The sequence below is a fragment of the Cupriavidus sp. SIMBA_020 genome (assembly GCF_046535395.1).
GTDB lineage: Bacteria > Pseudomonadota > Gammaproteobacteria > Burkholderiales > Burkholderiaceae > Cupriavidus > Cupriavidus campinensis.
This window is the reverse complement of the sequence record NZ_JAWRWU010000004.1, coordinates 77788-95777: the sequence shown is the minus strand read 5'-3', so window position 1 is coordinate 95777 and position 17990 is coordinate 77788. Positions and strand designations below refer to the sequence as shown.

The window sequence follows — 17990 nt, the reverse complement described above, 5'->3', positions numbered from 1 at the left end:
AGGCGGAAACCGGTCGGCATAAGGTGCTGTAAGATGCCGCTTGCCGCACATGCGGTCCCATAGGAGCCTAAATGAGTTACTACGATGAAACCGATGCCAAGAGCGTGGCAGTCACCCTGGTTCAAGATGCCGTCAAATCCGGCGCCCTCAGCTTTGAGAACTTCACCAAGTACTCCGATGCCACCAAGGGAGGCAAGTCCGCAGCGGACTTCGTGGCGACCCTGATTGAAGACTTGGCGGCTCGTTTGCAGAAGCTGTAAGTGCCGCGACGAGAAGGCGGGTTTTCAGTTCATGCCCTTGGCCGAACGCAGGGTTTCGCATCAGCCACGCGTTTAGGTGTCTGAACGGCCCTGCCCCGCATCCGCCAGAATACCGGCCAGCAACACCCTCACGGCGTAGTCCAAGTTGTCCGCCTTAGATAGTTTTTCCTGCCCTGCGGCACGTTGGCCGGATACGCAAAGTCTGTTGGATCAACACAATTTCTCCCCTGCCGCTGTTTCGGTGCCGTTAAAGGCGGCGCCTCCCGTTGTGCCGGTGCGCATCGGTCTTGGAGCGCCTGTTGGCCCGGTACTTTTCACGCCGCTCTGCAGGAAGGTCCCTGCCCTCGCGCTCTGCCGCCAAAATGTCCTTTGCCCAACGCCGCGCAGTCTTGGTACGCCCCTCGGTCAGCTTTGCAGCCTGCTCGATGCGGCTGGCATGCTCTCGCGTCCAGCGTTCGGCGTTGCGGTCCTCGGTTTGCTCATGCTCCACGCGTAGTCGCTCGACGTAGCGCGGGTCATCCAACCGGCTGATTTCGGACTCCAGCAAGAACGCCTCTGTGCCAATGGCGTAGCTGCTCCGGGCCTGCCGATTCTTGCATTTGGCCGTTGCAGCACCACAGGCCGCGATGAACGGCGGCCGCCGCACCCGCTTGTGAAGATGGTCATTGATGCGCAGGACCGTCGCCCAGGACAACGCGCCGTGAAACCCCTTGTTGCGCGGCAGGATGCGGGCAGCAATACGGTCGAATCGCGGCGTCCAGTTCTCAGCTTGCCAACGGTAGTAGAGCGGCAACGCGAAGTTCCTAAACAGGGCGTCGTCCAGTAATCGCTTGTTCATGGCCCACGCTTCGTCGCAGTTGTTCCATGCCCGGTCAAATTCCTCCTGCGTCATTAATTTGACGAGTGTTTCCCACTCGCGCTGCTGCGCTTCCCGTTCCTCGGCCTCGACCTGCTGAGCCTTCAGGTTGGCGAGCGTCCCGCGCATCTCTCCCAGCTTCTCGCGCGGTTCTAGGAAGGGCTTTCGCTCGTAGTGCGCAATTTCCGGTGCTGTGCACATGCCGCCTCGTTCATAGGTCATGCTTGCTCCTTGGTGGCAGTCTTTGGCTTGCGCCCTGCGCGCTTGCGTTCCGCCCATGTCGGCAGGTATCCAGTCAGCTTCTCCGTAAGTCGGCGGTATTGGCCCACTGCGTTGCTATGCTGCGAAATGCGCTCGAAGTAATCGCGCTCGCCCGCGTCGTTTTCCAGCGGATGGTCGTTGGCATTGCCCATACTCTTTCTCCTCAATCGATAGACCATCCAGCACGGCGCAGCACCTCCACAAGCGCGGGGTGCTGTGCTGCAAGCTGGAAAAGCCGGGATGGATGAATTGCCCGCAAGTCGCGGCATTGAAGGTCCGGGGGCTGGGTTATCTCCAGTCGCCCGTCCGGGTACTCATGGGCGGCTACTTCGCCCTCGGTGATGCAGTGGAATTCGCCGGCTCGGACACGCCTTCGCACGTCTTGCTGGTCGAGCCATCCTGCTCTGCTGCGCGTTCCGCCGCAGTAGCCTCGGCCTGTACGTATCGCATCCCACACGGCGGAGGGTCGGTGCTTTCGCTGCCAGCAATCCCAGCACGCGCGGTCGTACACACGTCTGTGGGGGCTGCCGCAGCGCGGGCAAGGTGCCTCGCTCCAGTAGCGGCCTTGTCCTGCAATCAGTGCGTCAACCCGGACCGACTCTGTTCGCTTTCGTAGCTCCTCCGTGAAGGCACTGTCCTGGCGGGCAATGTCCCGGATACGGCGGGTTAGAACTCTGGCCCGTGGCTGGACTCCGTACAAGGCCCAGCGCGGATCATGCTTGCGTGAACCTTGTCCCTTAGGCATGGCTCAGTGCAGACTGGATAGGTACTTGCGCACAGTGCTCTCGTGCATACCGACCCGGCGAGCAACCTCCCGCTTCGAGATACAGGGTTCCGCTGCAAAAATCGCTCGGGCCTTTTCCTTCCAATCCAGTCCAGCGTCCTTGGCGTCAAGGCGGGCGTTGGCTCGGGCTACGTCAGCCTCGGCTGCCGCCAGACGTGCCTCTAGCGCGTCCATACGCGCTTGCATCGCCCGCTTCTCACGGGTGATCTGTGATCCCGAGAACAGCAGTTCAGCTAGGCCGCTGTACGTGGCTTTCTTCAACGCGGATTGATGAGTCTGCGTGAACATGTGGCCTCCCTTCAGGTCTTGGATAACAGGGTGGTGTTGCTGAGCCTTCAGGGACTTCGCAATCCTCTTTGGATGACGATTGACCGCCACTCGCTCCGCCCACTCTGGCGCGTATCCCTGCTGCTCGCCGTACTCCCGCAGCATAGGTTTGACGGTGGGCTTGTCCCCGGCGTCCACCGTGTCAAGGATGGTGCCGAAGATGTAGTCATGGTCCTTCTGCGTGGCCCGGTAATACTGGAACCCACTTGCACCTCGTTCACTGAAGAACCTCCTGCGCTCCGCGTTTTGCCGGGCGTGGAATCGCTGAGGAGTCATTTGGGTCCCTGCGATGTAGATACGTACTTCTTCTCGCTTGTCTGGTGCGATACCGTCAATGGAGATGGTGCCGGTCTGCACCAGCGTGGCTAGGGAGGCAATTGCCTTGGCTCGCTCGGCCGCCGCTTGGATGCTGCCTTGTAACTCGGTATTCATTAGGTCGCCCTTTATCTTCGCTCCAGTAGGTACTTAGTACCTATTGAAAAGTTCACTAAAAGAATGCGTACCGAGTACGCACGCCGCCCGACTCCTGACGGCACAACCGCGTCCCGCGAGGGATGGGTGTGTAGCTCGTTCAGAGGACGAAATCGACGTCGGGGATTCGCCTCGGCGTAGCACCGATGGCGTTATTTATCTTGTCGTAGGACGAAAAGGACGTTGGGGATTGTTCTGTGTCGCGCAACGAAAAGAACCGGGGGGGGTCCAGCCCAAAAAGAAGGCCGGCCCGGAGGCCAGCCCTTGGGTGCTACCGGCGTGGGCCGGTATGTCAGGCGGGGATGAAGTGCGAGAAGTGGTGCCAGCCTTCGATGTCTCCGCTGTCGTCTGTAATGACCAGAATCGCCTCCGCCCCGCGCTCAGTGCCCAGCGCGCCACCCTCGACGGCATGCACCCGGTACGACTTGCCAAGAGTCAGCCAGTCCTCAGCATCCTCTACGTCAATGCACAGCACAGTGTCCCCGGCAGCGATGGCGCGACGCGATTCTGCAGCCAACTCGCCCAGCCCGTACTCGTCGTCCGCCTCGGCATAGAACCCGGCCAGCATCGACGGCAGCAAGCCGTGACCCTCCTCGCTCATGCTGGCGATGAAGTCCCGTGCGCACTTGTCCCGCCAATCCCGCAGCGTGCTGCCCGATGGCATAGCCTTGCGTGCGGCCGGCCAGTACTTCGCGCCGAACTGGCCGAGGCCGTAGGCGGCGTCGTGCTCGCCCTGGCTGTAGATGGAGGAGTTGGAATTCTGAGCGGTCTGGGTTACTGCGTGGCGCATAGTGCGGCCTCCTTTGGGGATGGTTGGAGGCCCGCCGTGCACCGGCCAAGATGCGGGCGGCGGGCCGAAGGCGGGGTTGGCCGACCGGCCCCAAAGGATACCGGCACACCCGAAGGTGTCCCCGCCCCCGGCTCGCCATTGAAAGGGGCGTGCGGAGACAGCGCACAGATAATAGCGCCGAGCATGGCGGCTGTGCGTCTTTGGGTTACAGGCGGCCAAGCCCGTTCGCGTTTGTCTACGCGAGGACCGCATCCTAGGCCGGCCCCGCACCCCTTTCAATAGCGACCGATGTACCAAGCGCGGGTACATTTCGAGGCAGTAGCCACGGAGATTCCCCGCGCCGTCACACTGAAAGTATTCAGGGGAAATGAAGGAAACGGCTCCTACGCGGGTTTCCGGGTAGGCAAAGTGAGGGAAATCCTCCGACCTTCGGCACCTAACAGCATCGCTTGTGTCCACTATCGACCATTTTTGTAACAGCGGCTACGCGTTGCACACAGCGGGGTGGGTGCCTTAACAATCTGTACGGGGTGGCCGCGCCCGGTCGCACCCGCGCTTGCGCTTTCATGCCGCCGTAGCCGCAGGGCGAGCTATCCACGCTCTAGTAGGTACGTAGTACCTATGGAGAAGTCCGTGAAAAGAGTGCGTACCGAGTACGCACTCCTGCCCTCAGACCGTCACCCCCCTCAAGGCCCGCTTCACAGTGCTCTCAGACGTGCCGAAGTGCCGGGCAGTCTCTGCAATGCTGGCCTTGTTCTGGGTGCGCCATGCTGCGATAGAGGCGGCGTCATGCTCCACTGGTCGCCCAAGGCTGGTCTTGCCCCGATGCGTGCGGCCCGTGGCTGCCAAGCTGGCCCGAGCCACGGCTCGGCCTGCCTCTGTGCGTTCCCGGATGCGCTCCCGCTCTAGCTCGGCCATCTGCGCCATGAGGGCCAGTAGCAACCCACCCGCGCCCGTTACGCTTATCTGACCCAGCCCCCGAACTTCCACGGCTACGCCTTTGTCCAGGAGGACGCGCACGGTCTGCTGCACGTCGATGCTATCCCGGCCCAGCCTGTCAATGGCGTACACATGCAGGCTGTCACCCCTGCGGATGAACTCAAGCAGCTTCGCAAAGCCGGGGCGCTTCGCCGCTTGTGTTGCCCCGGACACGCCCTCGTCCATGAACTCATGGTCAAAGCCCCCGCCTAGCGCAACGCGCTGTGCCTCGATGGATTGGTCTGCGGTGGACACGCGGTAGTAGGCGATTCGGGTCATGGCTGCTCCGTTGGGTCAGAAGATACGCTGCATTCTGGCCCACAGACCATAAAGCGTCAATCTTAACTTTTGACCCAAGCAGGGGAGGCCCGCCCGGCCCGGTTCATAACCGTGAACTTTTGGCCTAGCGGGAACCCCCGCCGTACGGCCCAATGCCGGGCGTTGCCGCTACGGCCAGTCGGGCTATGTGTTTCATGGCAACGCGGGCGTTACGTATTGATGCTTCGCCTGCACCGATTCACCAGCGCGTTTGAGAGGGCGATACGGGGGGAATTAGCCTCGCGTGCGCGTTGCGCAGCCCCGCACGAATGCCAACCAAATTTTGGGCCAGACAACTGATCACGGCTATACTGTCTGGCCCTTCGAATGAAAAGCGAAGGAAAAATAGGTCGAATCCGAGTCTTCATGTAAAAAAACTAAGTATAGAACGGGTTAATGATGCAAAAAGCAATCGATCGTGTAGCAAGATTTTTCTCTGAATCCAAACACCCTATCCTGTTCGCAGGCGCGGGAGTTTCGGCAAAGGCGGGAATACCTGTTTGGGGTTCGCTACTAAAAGCGATGGCAGAGTGGCTACGAAAAACCGATCCTTTGCTTGCAAACAAAGCTATAGAGCTGATTGCAAAAGGAGACTTTCTCCGAGCAGCAGACGTTATTTTCATTTCCGATGGAGCCACGGAAGCAGAAAAATTGAAGTTTCTAAAAGAGAACCTTCAAAGCAATAATGCGGACGCCATAAAAATGCTCTGCAAACTGCCATTTAAGGGGGCGATTACAACGAATTTTGACAGACTTCTCAACGACGCTTTTGCGAGAAGCCTGAGCCTCGCCCCCCTAGATTTTAAACGCGGTGACATCTCATTCCGACAAGCCCTTTGGGCAACAGAATTTTACGTCGCCCGGATTCACGGCGCTGTCGAAGAGCCCACCTCGATCGTCCTTACACAAAGGCAATTCGACGAGTTGCGGCGAGATACTGTTTATCAGAACTTCCTCAGTCAAATGTCGACGAGGACGAACCTCTTTTTCGTGGGTTTCTCCTTCGCCGATCCAGCGATCGAGAACGTACTTCAGGAAATAAACTCAGTTTACGGCCCGCTCACACAAGGTGAGCACATTGCACTTGTTCCCGAAGATTTGCCTGCGGCCGTTGAACAGAAACTCAACCGATTAAACATCGAGAGGGTTTCGTACCCTCACATAGACAGCGACAAGAACCACGACAAACTCTGGGAAATTTTGTCAGCAGTCGAAAAAATGCTCGCCGCACCGACCATCGGCCCTACTGCGCCCACAAGAGCAATTTCGAAGCCTTTTAACACAGCAAAGCGATACCTGGCTTCGTGTTATGCACGACTGAGCCTCGGAGCCCAGCTAACGCCACTGCGCGACTCTGTTATCGAGGGAATGGTCAGCGCGCTAATTCAGCGCAGCGCCCCGAAGGCAATTCCTGTTAGCTCGATTGTCGATAGCCTGCACAAAGACATGGCACTGCATCGGCGGGAGGCGGAAGACATTGTGAAGAGATGCCTAACATCCCTCGCAGACGAGAAATTGTGTCTCTGGCATAAGCGCGCAGAGCCGCAAATGGTTTCGTGGCTTGGGGATGCCCGGGATGAGGGAACGCTGCAAAAGGCAATTGAAACATTAATTTCAAGTGCTATTGACCGTGCATTTGTGCAAGAGCAGCTTAGGGAGACCGAAGCCATTCGGGATGGTCTAAGGGAGTTCTTTACTTCCCTTGTACTACAGCGGGGCTGGGATTTGGGGGTAGCCTTCGCTAACGGTATAGTTCCCGATAGCACCGACGTCAAAGCCTTGATGTTCCGATCCTGCCCGGGTTTAAGCACTATGGAAATAACGACGCTGACACGCGTCTGCGAAGTGCTCATAAACAACCCGACACCCAAAGAAGCGACCATTCTGACCGCGCTAGGCCGGGCGAGTTTCGCGCTTGAATTAGCAATCCAAACGCCCCGCAGTCAGCTATTTCACGGTGACGTCCTGCCGAGCCGCGTTTACCTTGACGCAAACGTTGTGATGCCCACCTTTGCTATTGGGCACCCGTTTCAACCCGTCTACCAGTCGGTCCTATCAAAATTATCTGGCGCGGCCCGCGCAGCCGGAGGCACCACAATTTGCACAACGTCTGGTTACGTCAACGAGATAGTCAGTCACAAAAGATTAGCTCTCGAACAATACGCTGCCGATCCAGAAAATTTCTCCGAGGACGCTAAACGGGAAGCACTGTACTTCGGATCAGGTAATGTGAATGTATTCGTGGGTGCTTACGCAAATTTATCAGCCAATGATCCCGATCTAACATTCCCTAAGTACATTGAAAAGTATGCTCCGTATGAAACGGAAGCTGATCTTGCACAATGGCTGGGCAAGCAGGGAGTTTTGGTTGTGAAAGGATTTCAGCTTCCGCAGGATAAAGTTAGCGCGATGACTTTGGATTTGCAGAGGGGCTACAATCGTAATCGTGAGACGCTAAAGCTTACAACTTTGATCGAGCACGACGCCATACAGTTGGCAGCACTTGCACGCGACTTAGACGAAGGAAAGCGGTCAGTTTTCGTAACGGCTGACAAGGGCTTACGCGAAATCGTTGGAACAATCCGGGGCAGTACCGTAGCAGAGCACATGATCAGCCACATTGGCCTTACACAACTGGTTGATCTGTTAGTGGGAGACGGCGCTGAATCCCGCTCCTTAGCCCATCTTATGTGGGACGCTAGAGTTTCCGAAAAAGCAAATGATGTTCGCCAGTATTTTACTGCACTCTGCCTTCAATCCTATGATGAAGCCATGGCTATGGAATTGCCGTCGCTTGTGGAAGAATTCTCGGATAGAGTAATTCGAGAAGCGAAGCGTACCGGCATAAATGTGGAGGCCGGAGGCGACGACCGAAAACTGTTCACGATCGCAGGTACATTTGAAGATGATTTCTTCAATGCTATGCGAAATCAAATTGAGAAGAGAAATAAGCAAGCGCCCTGACTGGACGGCCCGCTGGGATCACCCCATGGTTTTCGGTTGGACGACTGTCGTTTGAACGACGATGTGTCCAACTGTAGTTCGGAATTTTGGTGACACACCTTGGGCACAAGTCGCAGTAAATCAGATACTTACCGGAGAGCGTGCATCCTGCCTGGCGGTTGACAGATGTGTCGTAATAATGACACCATACGGGTACAGGCTGCGGTGTCCCACGGCGTTGAAAGTGCGGCTTACTGCTCAGCGGTAGAGCACTGGAAATCGAGTAAGTCCTTGATTTTTAAGGACTTACGAAGATGAAGAGCCCTTCACACGGCAGGGGTCACAGGTTCAATCCCTGTACCACCCACCAGAATACGGTGACCAAAGAGGATCTGAGGCGAAAGCCCAGGTCCTTTTTGCTTTGGGGCGCCGCCGAAGTTGACGCACGGGGCCCTCTGGCACAATCCCGCCATCCTGTCTGCTTCCCACCCCATGCTCCGCCTCACCCTCCTCTTCGCCATCACCGCCGTTGCCGAAATCGTCGGTTGCTATCTGCCGTGGCTGGTGCTCAAGCAGGGCAAAAGCATGCTGCTGCTAATCCCCGCCGCAATTTCCCTCGCCCTGTTTGCCTGGCTGCTAACCCTCCACCCCACCGCCGCCGGGCGCACGTATGCCGCCTATGGCGGCATGTATATCGTCGTGGCGCTGGTGTGGTTGCGGGTGGTGGATGGTGTGCGGCTGACTGGCTGGGATCTGGCCGGCGCGGTGGTGTGCCTTGCCGGCATGGCGTTGATTGCGTTGCAGCCACGGGCTTAGGGCGCCCTTACGCCACCTCGAAGAAGTGCGTGCCGTCGCGGTCAAGTTGGGCGATGAGGCCGAATTCCCAGTCGAGGTAGGCCTGCATGGCGGCCGATGCGTTGTCGGTGCCTTCGTACGGGCGGCGGTAGCGGTCGGTTCTGGGCACGGCGAGGCGGGTTTCGCCGGATTCCAGCGGCAGGCCGGCGTCGATCCATGCCGTGGTGCCGCCTTCCAGCACCAATACCTGTGCCGATGTCAGCCGCTTCAGGTCCGCCGCCGCAAAGCGGGCGAGCTGGCTGGTGCCGCAGGTCAGCACATAGCGTTTTGCCGAAGGAATCGCCGCCAGCGCCTGCGCCAGTTGGGCGCGGATGACGAACCAGGCGCCTGGGATATGGCGCTTCACGTAATTGGCGCTGGCCGTCACGTCGAGCACGGCGATGTCGCCCTCGCCTGCCTGATCTAGCCATTTCGCGAGTTCGGCCGGCGAGACGGATTCAACAGCCTCCGCCTCGGGCACCGGCGCCGCCGGCGTGCCGCGTTCGCTGCGGGCGGCCTCGCCCGCCGGCTCCACCACGAATACCTCCCAGCCCATCTGCGCCAGCCACGAAGCGGTCATGTCGGCGCGCACGCCGTGGTCGTCATCAGCCAGCACGATCCGCGCGCCGCGCACCGGGACGCTATGGTCGGTTTCCTGCACCAGTTGGCCGCCCGGCGCGCTGGCGAAGCCCGGCAGGTGGCCATCGGCATATTCCTCGGGTGTGCGGACATCGAAGCGGTACAGCGTCCGCCCCGGCTGGGCCAGCGTCGCCACGGCGTGGTGGGCAATCCGTTGCACGCCGGCCTTGTCGGCAATCGTCCGGGCGCCGCTACGGGCTTGCGCGCGGTTGGCGGCGTCCACCGCCACCGGCGCGCGCCGGCTGGCGCCATGGTCGAGGGTCTGCCCCGCCAGGGTCCAGCCGATGGTGCCGTTGCGCAACGCGGCCACCGGGTTCGGGAGGCCGGCATTGATCAAGGATTGCGTGCCGATGATGCTGCGCGTACGGCCTGCGCAGTTCACGATGACCCGCGTCTGCGGGTCCGGCGCCAGCTCCCGCACGCGCAGCACCAGTTCCGCGCCGGGCAGGCTGGTGGCCGTGGGAATGCTCATAGTCTGGTATTCGTCGAAGCGGCGCGCGTCCACGATAACCACGTCGGCCTGTTCGTCGATGAGCGCCTGCACTTCCCGCGCGGCCAGCGACGGCGTATGGCGCTTCGCCTCCACCAGCTCGCCGAACGACTTGCTCGGCACGTTCACGTCGCGGAATACCTCGCCGCCGGCGGCGATCCAGGCTGCCAGCCCGCCGTCGAGCCGCGACACATCCGTGTAGCCCAACCCGTGCAGCACCGCCGCCGCGCGCGGCGCCAGATCCTCGCCCGCGTGCTCCCCATAGACCACGATCCGCGTATCGCGGCGCGGAATCCGCCGCCACGCTTCCAGTTCGAGCTTCGAGAGCGGGAAGTTGGCCGCCCAGAGCGGATGCTGCTGGGCGTAGGGGTCTTCCTCGCGCACGTCGATCAGCGCGATCTCGGTGCGGTCGAGCAGCGCCTGCCGCACGGCCAGGCTGGAGACGGTGGGAAACACGGGGGAAATCACGGAAGGCAACACGGAAGGCAAAGCGGTCATGGCGAAACGGGTTCCTTGGATCGATCCCAGGGATTGGGCAGGGTGGAGTTGGAATAGCCGGAGATGAACGGCTTGCGCCCGCCCGCCTCCGGGTAGACGTGCCGCCGCACCGCGCCGATATTGGCGCCATACACGTGGATGCTGATGGAGACGCGGTCCTCATACGCGTTGTGCACGCGGTGGATGTCCCCCACCGTGGGCGACACCGCCTCCACATGGCCCGGCTCCAGCCGCGTGGCCGCGCCGTGCGGCTGCGGGCGCCCTTCGGCATCGATCTGGTACGGCTGTGAGTATTCGGCCCCGCGCAGCATGCCGATCAGCCCCCAGACCGTATGGTCGTGGATGGGCGTGCGCTGCCCCGGCCCCCAGACAAAGCTGACGATCGAGAATCGCTCGGCGGAATCGCAATGCAGCAGCACCTGCTGGTAATACTCGGGGTGTGGCTGGGCGAAGGCGTCGGGCAGCCAGTCGTCGCGGGCCACCAGCGTGGCGAGCAGCGCGCCGCCTTCGGCCAGGATGCGGGGTTCGTCGGGCTGCTGGTCCAGCAGCCCCGAAAAACCGGTGATGAACTCGCGCAGCGGCGTGAGCGTACGCGCTGGGTGCGCGGGGGGTGTCTGGGTGTCGTGCATCCCGTGTCTCCTCGATGGTCCGCCTGATGATCTGATTCGGTGGGCCGTCTGTGGATGGTGAGTCTGTGAACGGTGACGATCGCTGCGGCCCTGTCTCGAACAGCGGCCTTAAACATAGCACGAAGCCGCCGTCCGAGCTGGGTCAGCCGGCCAGCGCCGTACGGCCGGCGGCGGTCAGGATGGCGTCGTTCTGCGGCGTGTGGATGCGGCTGCAAAGCACATCGCGATAGTGCCGTTCCAGCGGGTTGTTCCGGCTCAGGCCGTGATTGCCCGACAGCTGCAACGCCAGCTCCACCGCCCGGATCGCGTTGCCGGTGACGGTGTACTTCAGCAGCCCGCTGTCCGCCGCCGAGGCCGGCGTGCCGGCATCGGCCTGTGCAGCGGCATCGTCAAGCAGCACCTGGTTGGTACGCAGCAGCGCGGCAATCTCGCCGATGGTCTCCTGCACGCGCGGCAGGGTGGCGAGCGGCGCACCCAGGCTGCCCGGCGCGCGGTCCTGCACGAAGCTGCGGATCCAGTCGAAGCCGGCCCGCGCCACGGCGTCGTAGAGCGTGCCGAGCAGGCCCACCATCCACGCCTGCTGGTCGGCATTGGCGTCCACGTCGGCCTGGCTGGCCCCGGCTGGCGCCCAGGCCTCGGGCCGGCGGATGTCCACCGCATGGTCGAGCGGAATCCACACGTCCTCGAACACGGTTTCATGGCTGCCGGACGCGCGCAGGCCAAGGTGGTTCCAGCTCTCCACCACGCGGATGCCCGGCGTGCCGGCCGATGCCGATGACTTCGGCACCAGAAAAATGCCCACGCGCGGCTCCGGCTCGTGCGTGCGGCCCCACACGGCCAGCCAGCGCAGCGCCGGAATGCCGGTGGTGTAGAGCTTGTGGCCGTGAATGCACCAGCGGTCACCGACGCGCGTGGCCACGGTGCCCGGCAGGCCGCCGCGCGCCGGAGAGCCAAGTTCCGGCTCCACGCGCAGCGAGTTGATCAGCGCGCCCTCCTCTACCGCGCTGGCGAAGACCTCCCGGCGCACCGCCTCGGGCCAGCGCGAGTCGGCCCGGCCGATGGCGCGATGCTGGAGGTAGGTCATGGTCAGGACCAGCGCCGTGGCCGGGTCGCCGGCCGCCACGGCCGCGATGATCCGGCGCGCTTCCGCCAGCCCCGCCCCGCCACCGCCGTAGTCGCGCGGCACCACCTGGGCAATCAGGCCATGTTCGTGCAGCAGGTCGAAGTTCGCGTGCGGGAAGCTGCCGTCGGCGTCATGGCGCGCGGCGGTGGCGCCCAGCCGGGCGGTCAGCGTGGCCAGCAAATCGGCCAGCCGGGGCTCGCTGGCGGGCAGGCGGCGCAGGGTGGTACGCGGGGAAGTCGAAGCCATGATGGGGGGTCTCGGGAGAACATCGTGCGATGAGTGCCGCATAGCGTACCGCGCGCCCGCCGCGCCGATAACGACGCATATCGCATATCGAGCGACGGTTTCTGCCGCATATCGAGCCGCGTTTTTATTCGTTGGGGGCCACCGCCCGCCGGGCGTACTTTGCTCGTCATTCCTGACACCACCCGCAAGGAGGCCCGTGCAATGAGCGTCGATTTCATCGGCATGATCCAGAGCCAGAAGCAGTCCGAGATCCACCCGCCCTCGGGCCCCGTGATCGACCGCGACTATGTGCGCGCGTTCGCCCAGGCCCATGAGCAGGCCGGCTTTGACCGCATCCTGGTGCCCCACCACTCCACCGGCCCTTCGGCCACGCTGACGATTGCCTACGCGGCGGCCGTGACCGAGCGCATCCACTTCATGCTGGCGCACCGCCCCGGCTTCACGGCGCCGACGCTGGCGGCACGCCAGATCGCCACGCTCGACCAGTTCAGCGGTGGCCGGCTGGGGGTGCACTTCATCTCGGGCGGCTCCGATAGCGAGCAGGCGCGCGACGGCGATTTCCTCGACCACGACCAGCGCTACGCGCGCACGGACGAGTACCTGGGCATCCTGCGGCGCATCTGGGCCGAGGACAAGCCGTTCGACCATGACGGCGAGTTCTACCGCTTCGCGCAGGGCTTCTCGGAGGTCAAGCCGGCCCAGAAACCGCATGTGCCGATCTACTTCGGCGGCGCGTCAGAGGCGGCGCTGGCCGTGGCCGGTAAGCATGCCGATGTCTACGCGCTGTGGGGCGAATCGCTCGACCAGGTGCGCGAGCTGACCACCCGCGTGCGGGCGGAAGCCGCCAGGCACGGGCGCGAGGTGCGCTTCTCGGTGTCGTTCCGCCCGGTGCTGGCCGAGACCGAGGAAAAGGCGTGGGCGCGTGCCGACAGCATCCTCGAACGGACCCGCGCGCTGCGCGTGCAGGCCGGCTACAGCCGGGGGGGCCCGCAACAGAGCGAAGGCGCGCGCCGCCTGCTGGCCGCCGCCGAACAGGGCGACCGCGTGGACCAGCGCCTGTGGACCGCCATCGCCCGCGAAACCGGCGGCCGCTCCAACTCCACCGGGCTGGTCGGCACGCCCGAACAGGTGGCGGAGGCGCTGCTGGCCTACTACGACATCGGCGTCACCACCTTCCTGATCCGCGGCTTCGACCCGCTGGAGGACGCCATTGACTACGGCCGCGAGCTGATTCCGCGCGTGCGGGAAGAGGTAGCGCGCCGCGAGGCGGAAGCCAGCCGCAAGGCCGCCTGAGGCCGCCTGCGCCTGCGCCCAACAACAACGAAAACGGGGAGTTCCAACACCATGAGCCAATCCAACGAATCGAATCCGCCCAACCTGCCGCAACCCAACACACGCCGGCGCGGCGTGCTGCGGCTGGCCGGCAGCGCCGCCCTCGCCGCCCCGGCGCTGATCCTGGGCCGCCAGGCGTGGTCGGCGCCGCGCAAGCTCACCTTCGCGTGGAACCAGAACTCGTTCTGCCTGACGCCGATCGTGGTGGCGCAGGAGCGCGGCTTCTTCGAGAAGAACGGCCTGCAGGTGGACCTGATCAACTACAGCGGCTCCACGGACCAGCTGCTGGAATCGATTGCCACCGGCAAGGCCGATGCGGCGGTGGGCATGATCCACCGCTGGCTCAAGCCGCTGGAAGCCGGCTTCGACGTCAAGATCATCGGCAGTTCCCACGGCGGCTGCGTGCGGCTGGTGGGCGCCAAGGCGGCGGGCGTGACCAACCTCCAGGCGCTCAAGGGCAAGACCGTGGGCGTGAGCGATCTCGCCGCGCCGGGCAAGCACTTCTTCACGATCCTGCTGGCCAAGAACGGCATCGACCCGGACCGCGACATCACCTGGCGCCAGTACCCCGCCGACCTGCTCGGCGTGGCCGTGGACAAGGGCGAGATCCAGGCGATTGCCGATGGCGACCCCAACCTCTACCTGCTGGAGAAACGCACCAATGGCGCCTACGTGGAGCTGGCCACCAACCTGACCGGCGAGTACGCGCGCAAGGTCTGCTGCGTGGTGGGCGCCCGGGGCGATCTGGTCCGTAACGACAAGCCGGCCGCCGCCGCGCTGGCGCGGTCCATCGTGCAGGCCACGGATTTCGTCAACGAGAACCCGAACGAGGCCGCGAAGATCTTCGCCAAGTATTCGCCCAAGATCAGCCCGGACGACCTGCGCAAGCTCTACGCCACGCTGACCTACACCCACCACCCCACCGGTGTGGACCTGCAGGAGGAAATCGCCTTCTATGCCGACGATTTCCGCAAGATCGGCGTGCTGAAGAAGTCCACCGACGCGAAGCGGCTGGCGCAGCACGTCTACGCCAACGTACTGGGATGATGCGATGACCACCACGAGTCCATCCACGCTCGACACCCGGCATGCCTCGCTCACCGCCAACGCGCCCCGGCAGGCCGCCGTGGCCCGGCCGGGCCGCCTCTGGCCAACTGGCCTGCTCGCCGCGCTGGCCTGGGCCGCGTTCGGCGCCATTACCTGGCGCTGGCCGAACAAGGTGGCGGGCTTCTCCGACTGGGCCTATACGGAAGAACTCGGCATCGCGGCGCTGGTGGCCGCCGCCGCGCTGGCTGGATTGGCGCTGGCGGGAGCGAGCCTCCCGCCGCTGCACCGCACGCTGGCCACCCTGCGCCCCACCGGACCGTGGCTGGTGGCGCTGCCGCTCGGCTTCCTCGGCTGGGAAATCCTCACCGCCAAGACCGCGCTGCTGCCCACCCCGTTCTTCGCGCCGCCGCAGGCGCTGATCGAAGTCTATGTGGACGACTGGCGCCGCCTGGGCGACAGCGTCCTCAACACCATCCGCCTGCTGGGGCTGGGCGTGGCCTATGGCGGCGTGGCGGGCTTCCTGATTGGCGTGTCGATCGGCTGGTCGCGGCGCATCGGCTACTGGGTGCACCCGGTGCTGCGCGTGCTGGGGCCGCTGCCCTCCACCGCCCTGCTGCCGCTGACCTTCTACTTTTTCCCGTCGAGCTACTCGGCCGCCGTGTTCCTGATTGCGCTGGCCACCGCGTTCCCCGTGGCGGTGCTCACGTGGTCCGGCGTGGCGAGCGTCAACAAGAGCTATTACGACGTGGCGCGCACGCTGGGCGCCTCCGGCTGGTTCCTGGTGCTGCGCGTGGCGATTCCGGCCGCGCTGCCGCAGGTGTTCGTCGGCCTGTTCATGGGGCTGGGCGCGTCGTTCTCGGTGCTGGTGACGGCCGAGATGATGGGCGTAAAGTCCGGGCTGGGCTGGTACCTGACCTGGGCCCAGGGCTGGGCCTCGTACGTGAACATGTACGCGGCGCTGATCGTGATGGCGTTGCTGTTCTCGGGCGTCATCACGCTGTTGTTCGCCGTGCGCGACCGCGCGCTGTCTTGGCAGAAAGGAACCGTCAAATGGTAGCCGTGCTGGAACGTGAACCCTTGCCGGCGTCGACAACGACGTCGGCCCCGTCGGCCGAAGCCAGCGCCGGGGCCCGCATCGACATCCGCAACGTCAGCCATGACTTTGGCGATGCCGGCCAGCGCCTGCCCGTGCTCGACGGCGTGAACCTGAGCGTGGCGCCCGGCGAGTTCGTGGCGCTGCTGGGGCCGAGCGGCTGCGGCAAGTCCACGCTGCTGCGGCTGGTGGCAGGGCTGGACGCGCCCACGTCCGGCCAGATCCTGCAGGACGGCACGCCGATCACCGAGCCCGATCCGTCGCGCATCGTGGTCTTCCAGGACCCCACGCTCTTCCCGTGGCGCCGCGTGCGTGACAACGTGGCGCTCGGCCTCCAGGCGCGCGGCATCGCCCGGCAGGAGGCCCATCGCGTGGACGAGGCGCTGCGCCGCGTGGGGCTGGAAGCCTTCGACCGCGCCTTTCCGCACCAGCTCTCCGGCGGCATGGCGCAGCGCGTCGCGCTGGCCCGGGCCCTGGTCAACGACCCGCGCCTGCTTGTGCTCGATGAACCGCTCGGCAAGCTGGACTCCCTCACGCGGCTGACCATGCAGAGCGATCTCGTCGAACTGTGGCAGCGCGCGCGGTTCTCGGCCCTGCTGGTCACGCACGATGTGGAGGAGGCGCTGTTCCTGGCCCAGCGCGTGATCGTCTTCAGCCAGCGGCCGGCGCGCATCACGGCGGAAATCGTGGTGGACCTGCCCTATCCGCGCCATCGCGGCGATCCGCGCCTGACCGCGCTGCGCCATGAGGCGCTGCGTCATCTGGGGCTGGATGCCAGCTGGTGATGGGTGCTTCGGTCTGGCTCAACAACCTGCTGGCGGGGCTGCAGGCGGCGCAGCTTGCGCTGCTGCGGCTCTGCCACGCGCTGGGCCTGACGGGCGATAGTCACGGCCAGCCGGCGTGGCCGTGGGCGCGGCGCATTGCCGGCGAGACGCTGCTGATCGACCCCGGGCTGGCCCGGCAACTGGCGTGGAGCATCGGGGCGATGGCATTCGCGCTGCTCGCGCTGGTGTTGGCGCTGGCATGGCGACGGGGCCAGCTGGCCTCGTTCGGCGCCGGCGCGCTCGCCCTGATTCTTGCCCCTTGGCCGACCCCGGGCCTCGTCCTCAGCCCCGCCGCGCCCACCAGCTTCCATGTCAGCCCTACCCGCTTCGCCGTGGCGTCCATCGCACGGGGTGAGCGGGTCTACACCCAGCACTGCGCAGCCTGCCATGGCGACGATGGCCGGGGCGAAGGGCCGCTGGCGGCGTCGCTGTCACGCTGGCCGCCCACGCTGGCCGGCCCCCTGCTGGGCCGTCGCGCCGATGGCGAGCTGTTCTGGCACGTCGTGGCCGGCATGCGGGGCCGTGACGGCCAGCCGACCATGCCCGCGTTCGGCACAACACTGGGCGACGCGGACGTCTGGGCCGTGATCGACTATATGAAAGCGCTCTCCGCCGGCACCGGCGCGCGCCTGCAGGGCACATGGCCCACGCCGCTGGCCCTGCCGGACCTGCCCGTGCAATGCGCCGGCGCGGCGCCGCGCCCGCTGGCCGACTGGCGCGGCACGCAGCGGGTGCGGCTGGTGGCTGTCGATGGCCATGCGGCGCTGCCGATGGAGGACCCGCGCTTCCTGACCCTGCTGGTGACGCCGGACGGCCACGCGCCCGCCGAGGTGCCGCAATTCCGGGCCGGTTGCGTGGCGGCTACGCCCGAGGCGTGGGCGGTGATGGCGCGCATCGCCGGCGTGCCGGCGGCGGCGCTGCCGGGCACGGCGCTGCTGAGTGACCGTCAGGGCTGGCTGCGGGCCCGGGGGGCGCCGGGACAGGCGGCGTGGCGCGAATCGGACCTGCTGTGCACCGCCGGGCAGGCCGGGGGGCAGCGTCAGTCCGCGGATGCCCGGATCGATACCCCCGTCGATACCCCCGTCGATGGCCTGACCGCCCTGCTGCTGCGCATGGACGCCGAGCCGGTCCGCTTCGTCAAGGGCGGCTTTGTGCATTAGCGGGGAGTTTTCGCACTTTCAGAATCGTCTCAAAGACAGCGGCGGGCGCCGTGCTTACCGTGGGGCTTTCCGTTCCCCCACGAAGCG

The 17990-nt window shown here is 64.3% G+C and carries 16 protein-coding genes; 8 read left to right on the top strand and 8 right to left on the bottom strand.

Annotated features, from left to right (window positions below; all coding sequences use genetic code 11):
- Positions 1–71: 71 nt before the first annotated feature.
- Positions 72–260 (top strand): hypothetical protein, encoded by a 189-nt coding sequence (locus SB751_RS09660; protein WP_410747995.1) that lies wholly within the window; start codon positions 72–74, stop codon positions 258–260.
- 247 nt (positions 261–507) lie between these two features.
- Here the strand turns inward: SB751_RS09660 and SB751_RS09655 are convergent, their stop codons facing one another.
- From SB751_RS09655 to SB751_RS09635, 5 genes are all read right to left on the bottom strand, one after another.
- On the bottom strand, positions 508–1338 hold the full coding sequence (locus SB751_RS09655) for a hypothetical protein (RefSeq protein WP_410747994.1): 831 nt from the start codon (positions 1336–1338) through the stop codon (positions 508–510).
- Entirely contained in the window at positions 1335–1529 is a 195-nt protein-coding gene (locus SB751_RS09650) for a hypothetical protein (RefSeq protein WP_410747993.1), read from the bottom strand. The genes SB751_RS09655 and SB751_RS09650 overlap by 4 nt, the downstream gene beginning before the upstream one ends.
- A gap of 596 nt (positions 1530–2125) precedes the next feature.
- The gene (locus tag SB751_RS09645) at positions 2126–2920 is read right to left on the bottom strand and encodes a hypothetical protein (protein WP_410747992.1); all 795 of its coding nucleotides are present in this window, start codon (positions 2918–2920) and stop codon (positions 2126–2128) included.
- A gap of 331 nt (positions 2921–3251) precedes the next feature.
- On the bottom strand, positions 3252–3749 hold the full coding sequence (locus SB751_RS09640) for a hypothetical protein (protein WP_410747991.1): 498 nt from the start codon (positions 3747–3749) through the stop codon (positions 3252–3254).
- 669 nt (positions 3750–4418) lie between these two features.
- Positions 4419–5006 (bottom strand): recombinase family protein, encoded by a 588-nt coding sequence (locus SB751_RS09635; protein ID WP_410747990.1) that lies wholly within the window; start codon positions 5004–5006, stop codon positions 4419–4421.
- Between the two features lie 435 nt (positions 5007–5441).
- On the opposite strand from SB751_RS09635, the gene SB751_RS09630 reads away from it, so the two are divergent.
- Together SB751_RS09630 and SB751_RS09625 are read left to right on the top strand one after the other, a co-directional pair.
- Positions 5442–8009: an SIR2 family protein gene (locus tag SB751_RS09630; protein WP_410747989.1), complete on the top strand. Its 2568-nt coding sequence runs from the start codon at positions 5442–5444 to the stop codon at positions 8007–8009.
- 471 nt (positions 8010–8480) lie between these two features.
- Positions 8481–8804, top strand: a complete 324-nt coding sequence (locus SB751_RS09625) for a YnfA family protein (protein WP_144201798.1) — start codon at positions 8481–8483, stop codon at positions 8802–8804.
- 7 nt (positions 8805–8811) lie between these two features.
- Here SB751_RS09625 and SB751_RS09620 read toward each other — a convergent pair whose 3' ends face one another.
- The 3 genes from SB751_RS09620 to SB751_RS09610 all read right to left on the bottom strand — a co-directional run bounded on the left by SB751_RS09620 (position 8812) and on the right by SB751_RS09610 (position 12447).
- Positions 8812–10449, bottom strand: coding sequence for a rhodanese-related sulfurtransferase (locus SB751_RS09620; RefSeq protein ID WP_410747988.1), 1638 nt, complete (start codon positions 10447–10449; stop codon positions 8812–8814).
- Positions 10446–11078 carry a cysteine dioxygenase gene (locus tag SB751_RS09615; protein WP_144201802.1) on the bottom strand — a complete coding sequence of 211 codons (633 nt, stop codon included), beginning with the start codon at positions 11076–11078 and terminating at the stop codon, positions 10446–10448. Before SB751_RS09615 ends, SB751_RS09620 begins: the two co-directional genes overlap by 4 nt.
- 142 nt (positions 11079–11220) lie before the next feature.
- Positions 11221–12447 (bottom strand): acyl-CoA dehydrogenase family protein, encoded by a 1227-nt coding sequence (locus SB751_RS09610; RefSeq protein ID WP_250024659.1) that lies wholly within the window; start codon positions 12445–12447, stop codon positions 11221–11223.
- Positions 12448–12648: 201 nt separating this feature from the next.
- Between SB751_RS09610 and SB751_RS09605 the strand changes: the two genes are divergently transcribed.
- The 5 genes from SB751_RS09605 to SB751_RS09585 are packed head-to-tail and all read left to right on the top strand — an operon-like array spanning position 12649 to position 17903.
- On the top strand, positions 12649–13740 hold the full coding sequence (locus SB751_RS09605; RefSeq protein ID WP_313818766.1) for an LLM class flavin-dependent oxidoreductase: 1092 nt from the start codon (positions 12649–12651) through the stop codon (positions 13738–13740).
- A gap of 51 nt (positions 13741–13791) precedes the next feature.
- Entirely contained in the window at positions 13792–14826 is a 1035-nt protein-coding gene (locus SB751_RS09600; protein WP_092289849.1) for an ABC transporter substrate-binding protein, read from the top strand.
- 4 nt (positions 14827–14830) lie between these two features.
- Positions 14831–15883: an ABC transporter permease gene (locus SB751_RS09595; RefSeq protein ID WP_250024661.1), complete on the top strand. Its 1053-nt coding sequence runs from the start codon at positions 14831–14833 to the stop codon at positions 15881–15883.
- Positions 15877–16704 (top strand): ABC transporter ATP-binding protein, encoded by an 828-nt coding sequence (locus SB751_RS09590; RefSeq protein WP_144201811.1) that lies wholly within the window; start codon positions 15877–15879, stop codon positions 16702–16704. Before SB751_RS09595 ends, SB751_RS09590 begins: the two co-directional genes overlap by 7 nt.
- A complete protein-coding gene (locus tag SB751_RS09585; protein WP_410748056.1) occupies positions 16704–17903 on the top strand; it encodes a c-type cytochrome in 1200 nt (399 codons plus the stop codon). The genes SB751_RS09590 and SB751_RS09585 overlap by 1 nt, the downstream gene beginning before the upstream one ends.
- The last annotated feature ends 87 nt before the right edge of the window (positions 17904–17990 follow it).

Excerpts from the sequence above, each read along its gene's own strand:
- SB751_RS09660 (WP_410747995.1), top strand. The coding sequence starts at position 72 with ATGAGTTACTACGATGAAACCGATGCCAAGAGCGTGGCAGTCACCCTG.
- SB751_RS09655 (WP_410747994.1), bottom strand. The coding sequence starts at position 1,338 with ATGACCTATGAACGAGGCGGCATGTGCACAGCACCGGAAATTGCGCAC.
- SB751_RS09650 (WP_410747993.1), bottom strand. The coding sequence starts at position 1,529 with ATGGGCAATGCCAACGACCATCCGCTGGAAAACGACGCGGGCGAGCGC.
- SB751_RS09645 (WP_410747992.1), bottom strand. The coding sequence starts at position 2,920 with ATGAATACCGAGTTACAAGGCAGCATCCAAGCGGCGGCCGAGCGAGCC.
- SB751_RS09640 (WP_410747991.1), bottom strand. The coding sequence starts at position 3,749 with ATGCGCCACGCAGTAACCCAGACCGCTCAGAATTCCAACTCCTCCATC.
- SB751_RS09635 (WP_410747990.1), bottom strand. The coding sequence starts at position 5,006 with ATGACCCGAATCGCCTACTACCGCGTGTCCACCGCAGACCAATCCATC.
- SB751_RS09630 (WP_410747989.1), top strand. The coding sequence starts at position 5,442 with ATGATGCAAAAAGCAATCGATCGTGTAGCAAGATTTTTCTCTGAATCC.
- SB751_RS09625 (WP_144201798.1), top strand. The coding sequence starts at position 8,481 with ATGCTCCGCCTCACCCTCCTCTTCGCCATCACCGCCGTTGCCGAAATC.
- SB751_RS09620 (WP_410747988.1), bottom strand. The coding sequence starts at position 10,449 with ATGACCGCTTTGCCTTCCGTGTTGCCTTCCGTGATTTCCCCCGTGTTT.
- SB751_RS09615 (WP_144201802.1), bottom strand. The coding sequence starts at position 11,078 with ATGCACGACACCCAGACACCCCCCGCGCACCCAGCGCGTACGCTCACG.
- SB751_RS09610 (WP_250024659.1), bottom strand. The coding sequence starts at position 12,447 with ATGGCTTCGACTTCCCCGCGTACCACCCTGCGCCGCCTGCCCGCCAGC.
- SB751_RS09605 (WP_313818766.1), top strand. The coding sequence starts at position 12,649 with ATGAGCGTCGATTTCATCGGCATGATCCAGAGCCAGAAGCAGTCCGAG.
- SB751_RS09600 (WP_092289849.1), top strand. The coding sequence starts at position 13,792 with ATGAGCCAATCCAACGAATCGAATCCGCCCAACCTGCCGCAACCCAAC.
- SB751_RS09595 (WP_250024661.1), top strand. The coding sequence starts at position 14,831 with ATGACCACCACGAGTCCATCCACGCTCGACACCCGGCATGCCTCGCTC.
- SB751_RS09590 (WP_144201811.1), top strand. The coding sequence starts at position 15,877 with ATGGTAGCCGTGCTGGAACGTGAACCCTTGCCGGCGTCGACAACGACG.
- SB751_RS09585 (WP_410748056.1), top strand. The coding sequence starts at position 16,704 with ATGGGTGCTTCGGTCTGGCTCAACAACCTGCTGGCGGGGCTGCAGGCG.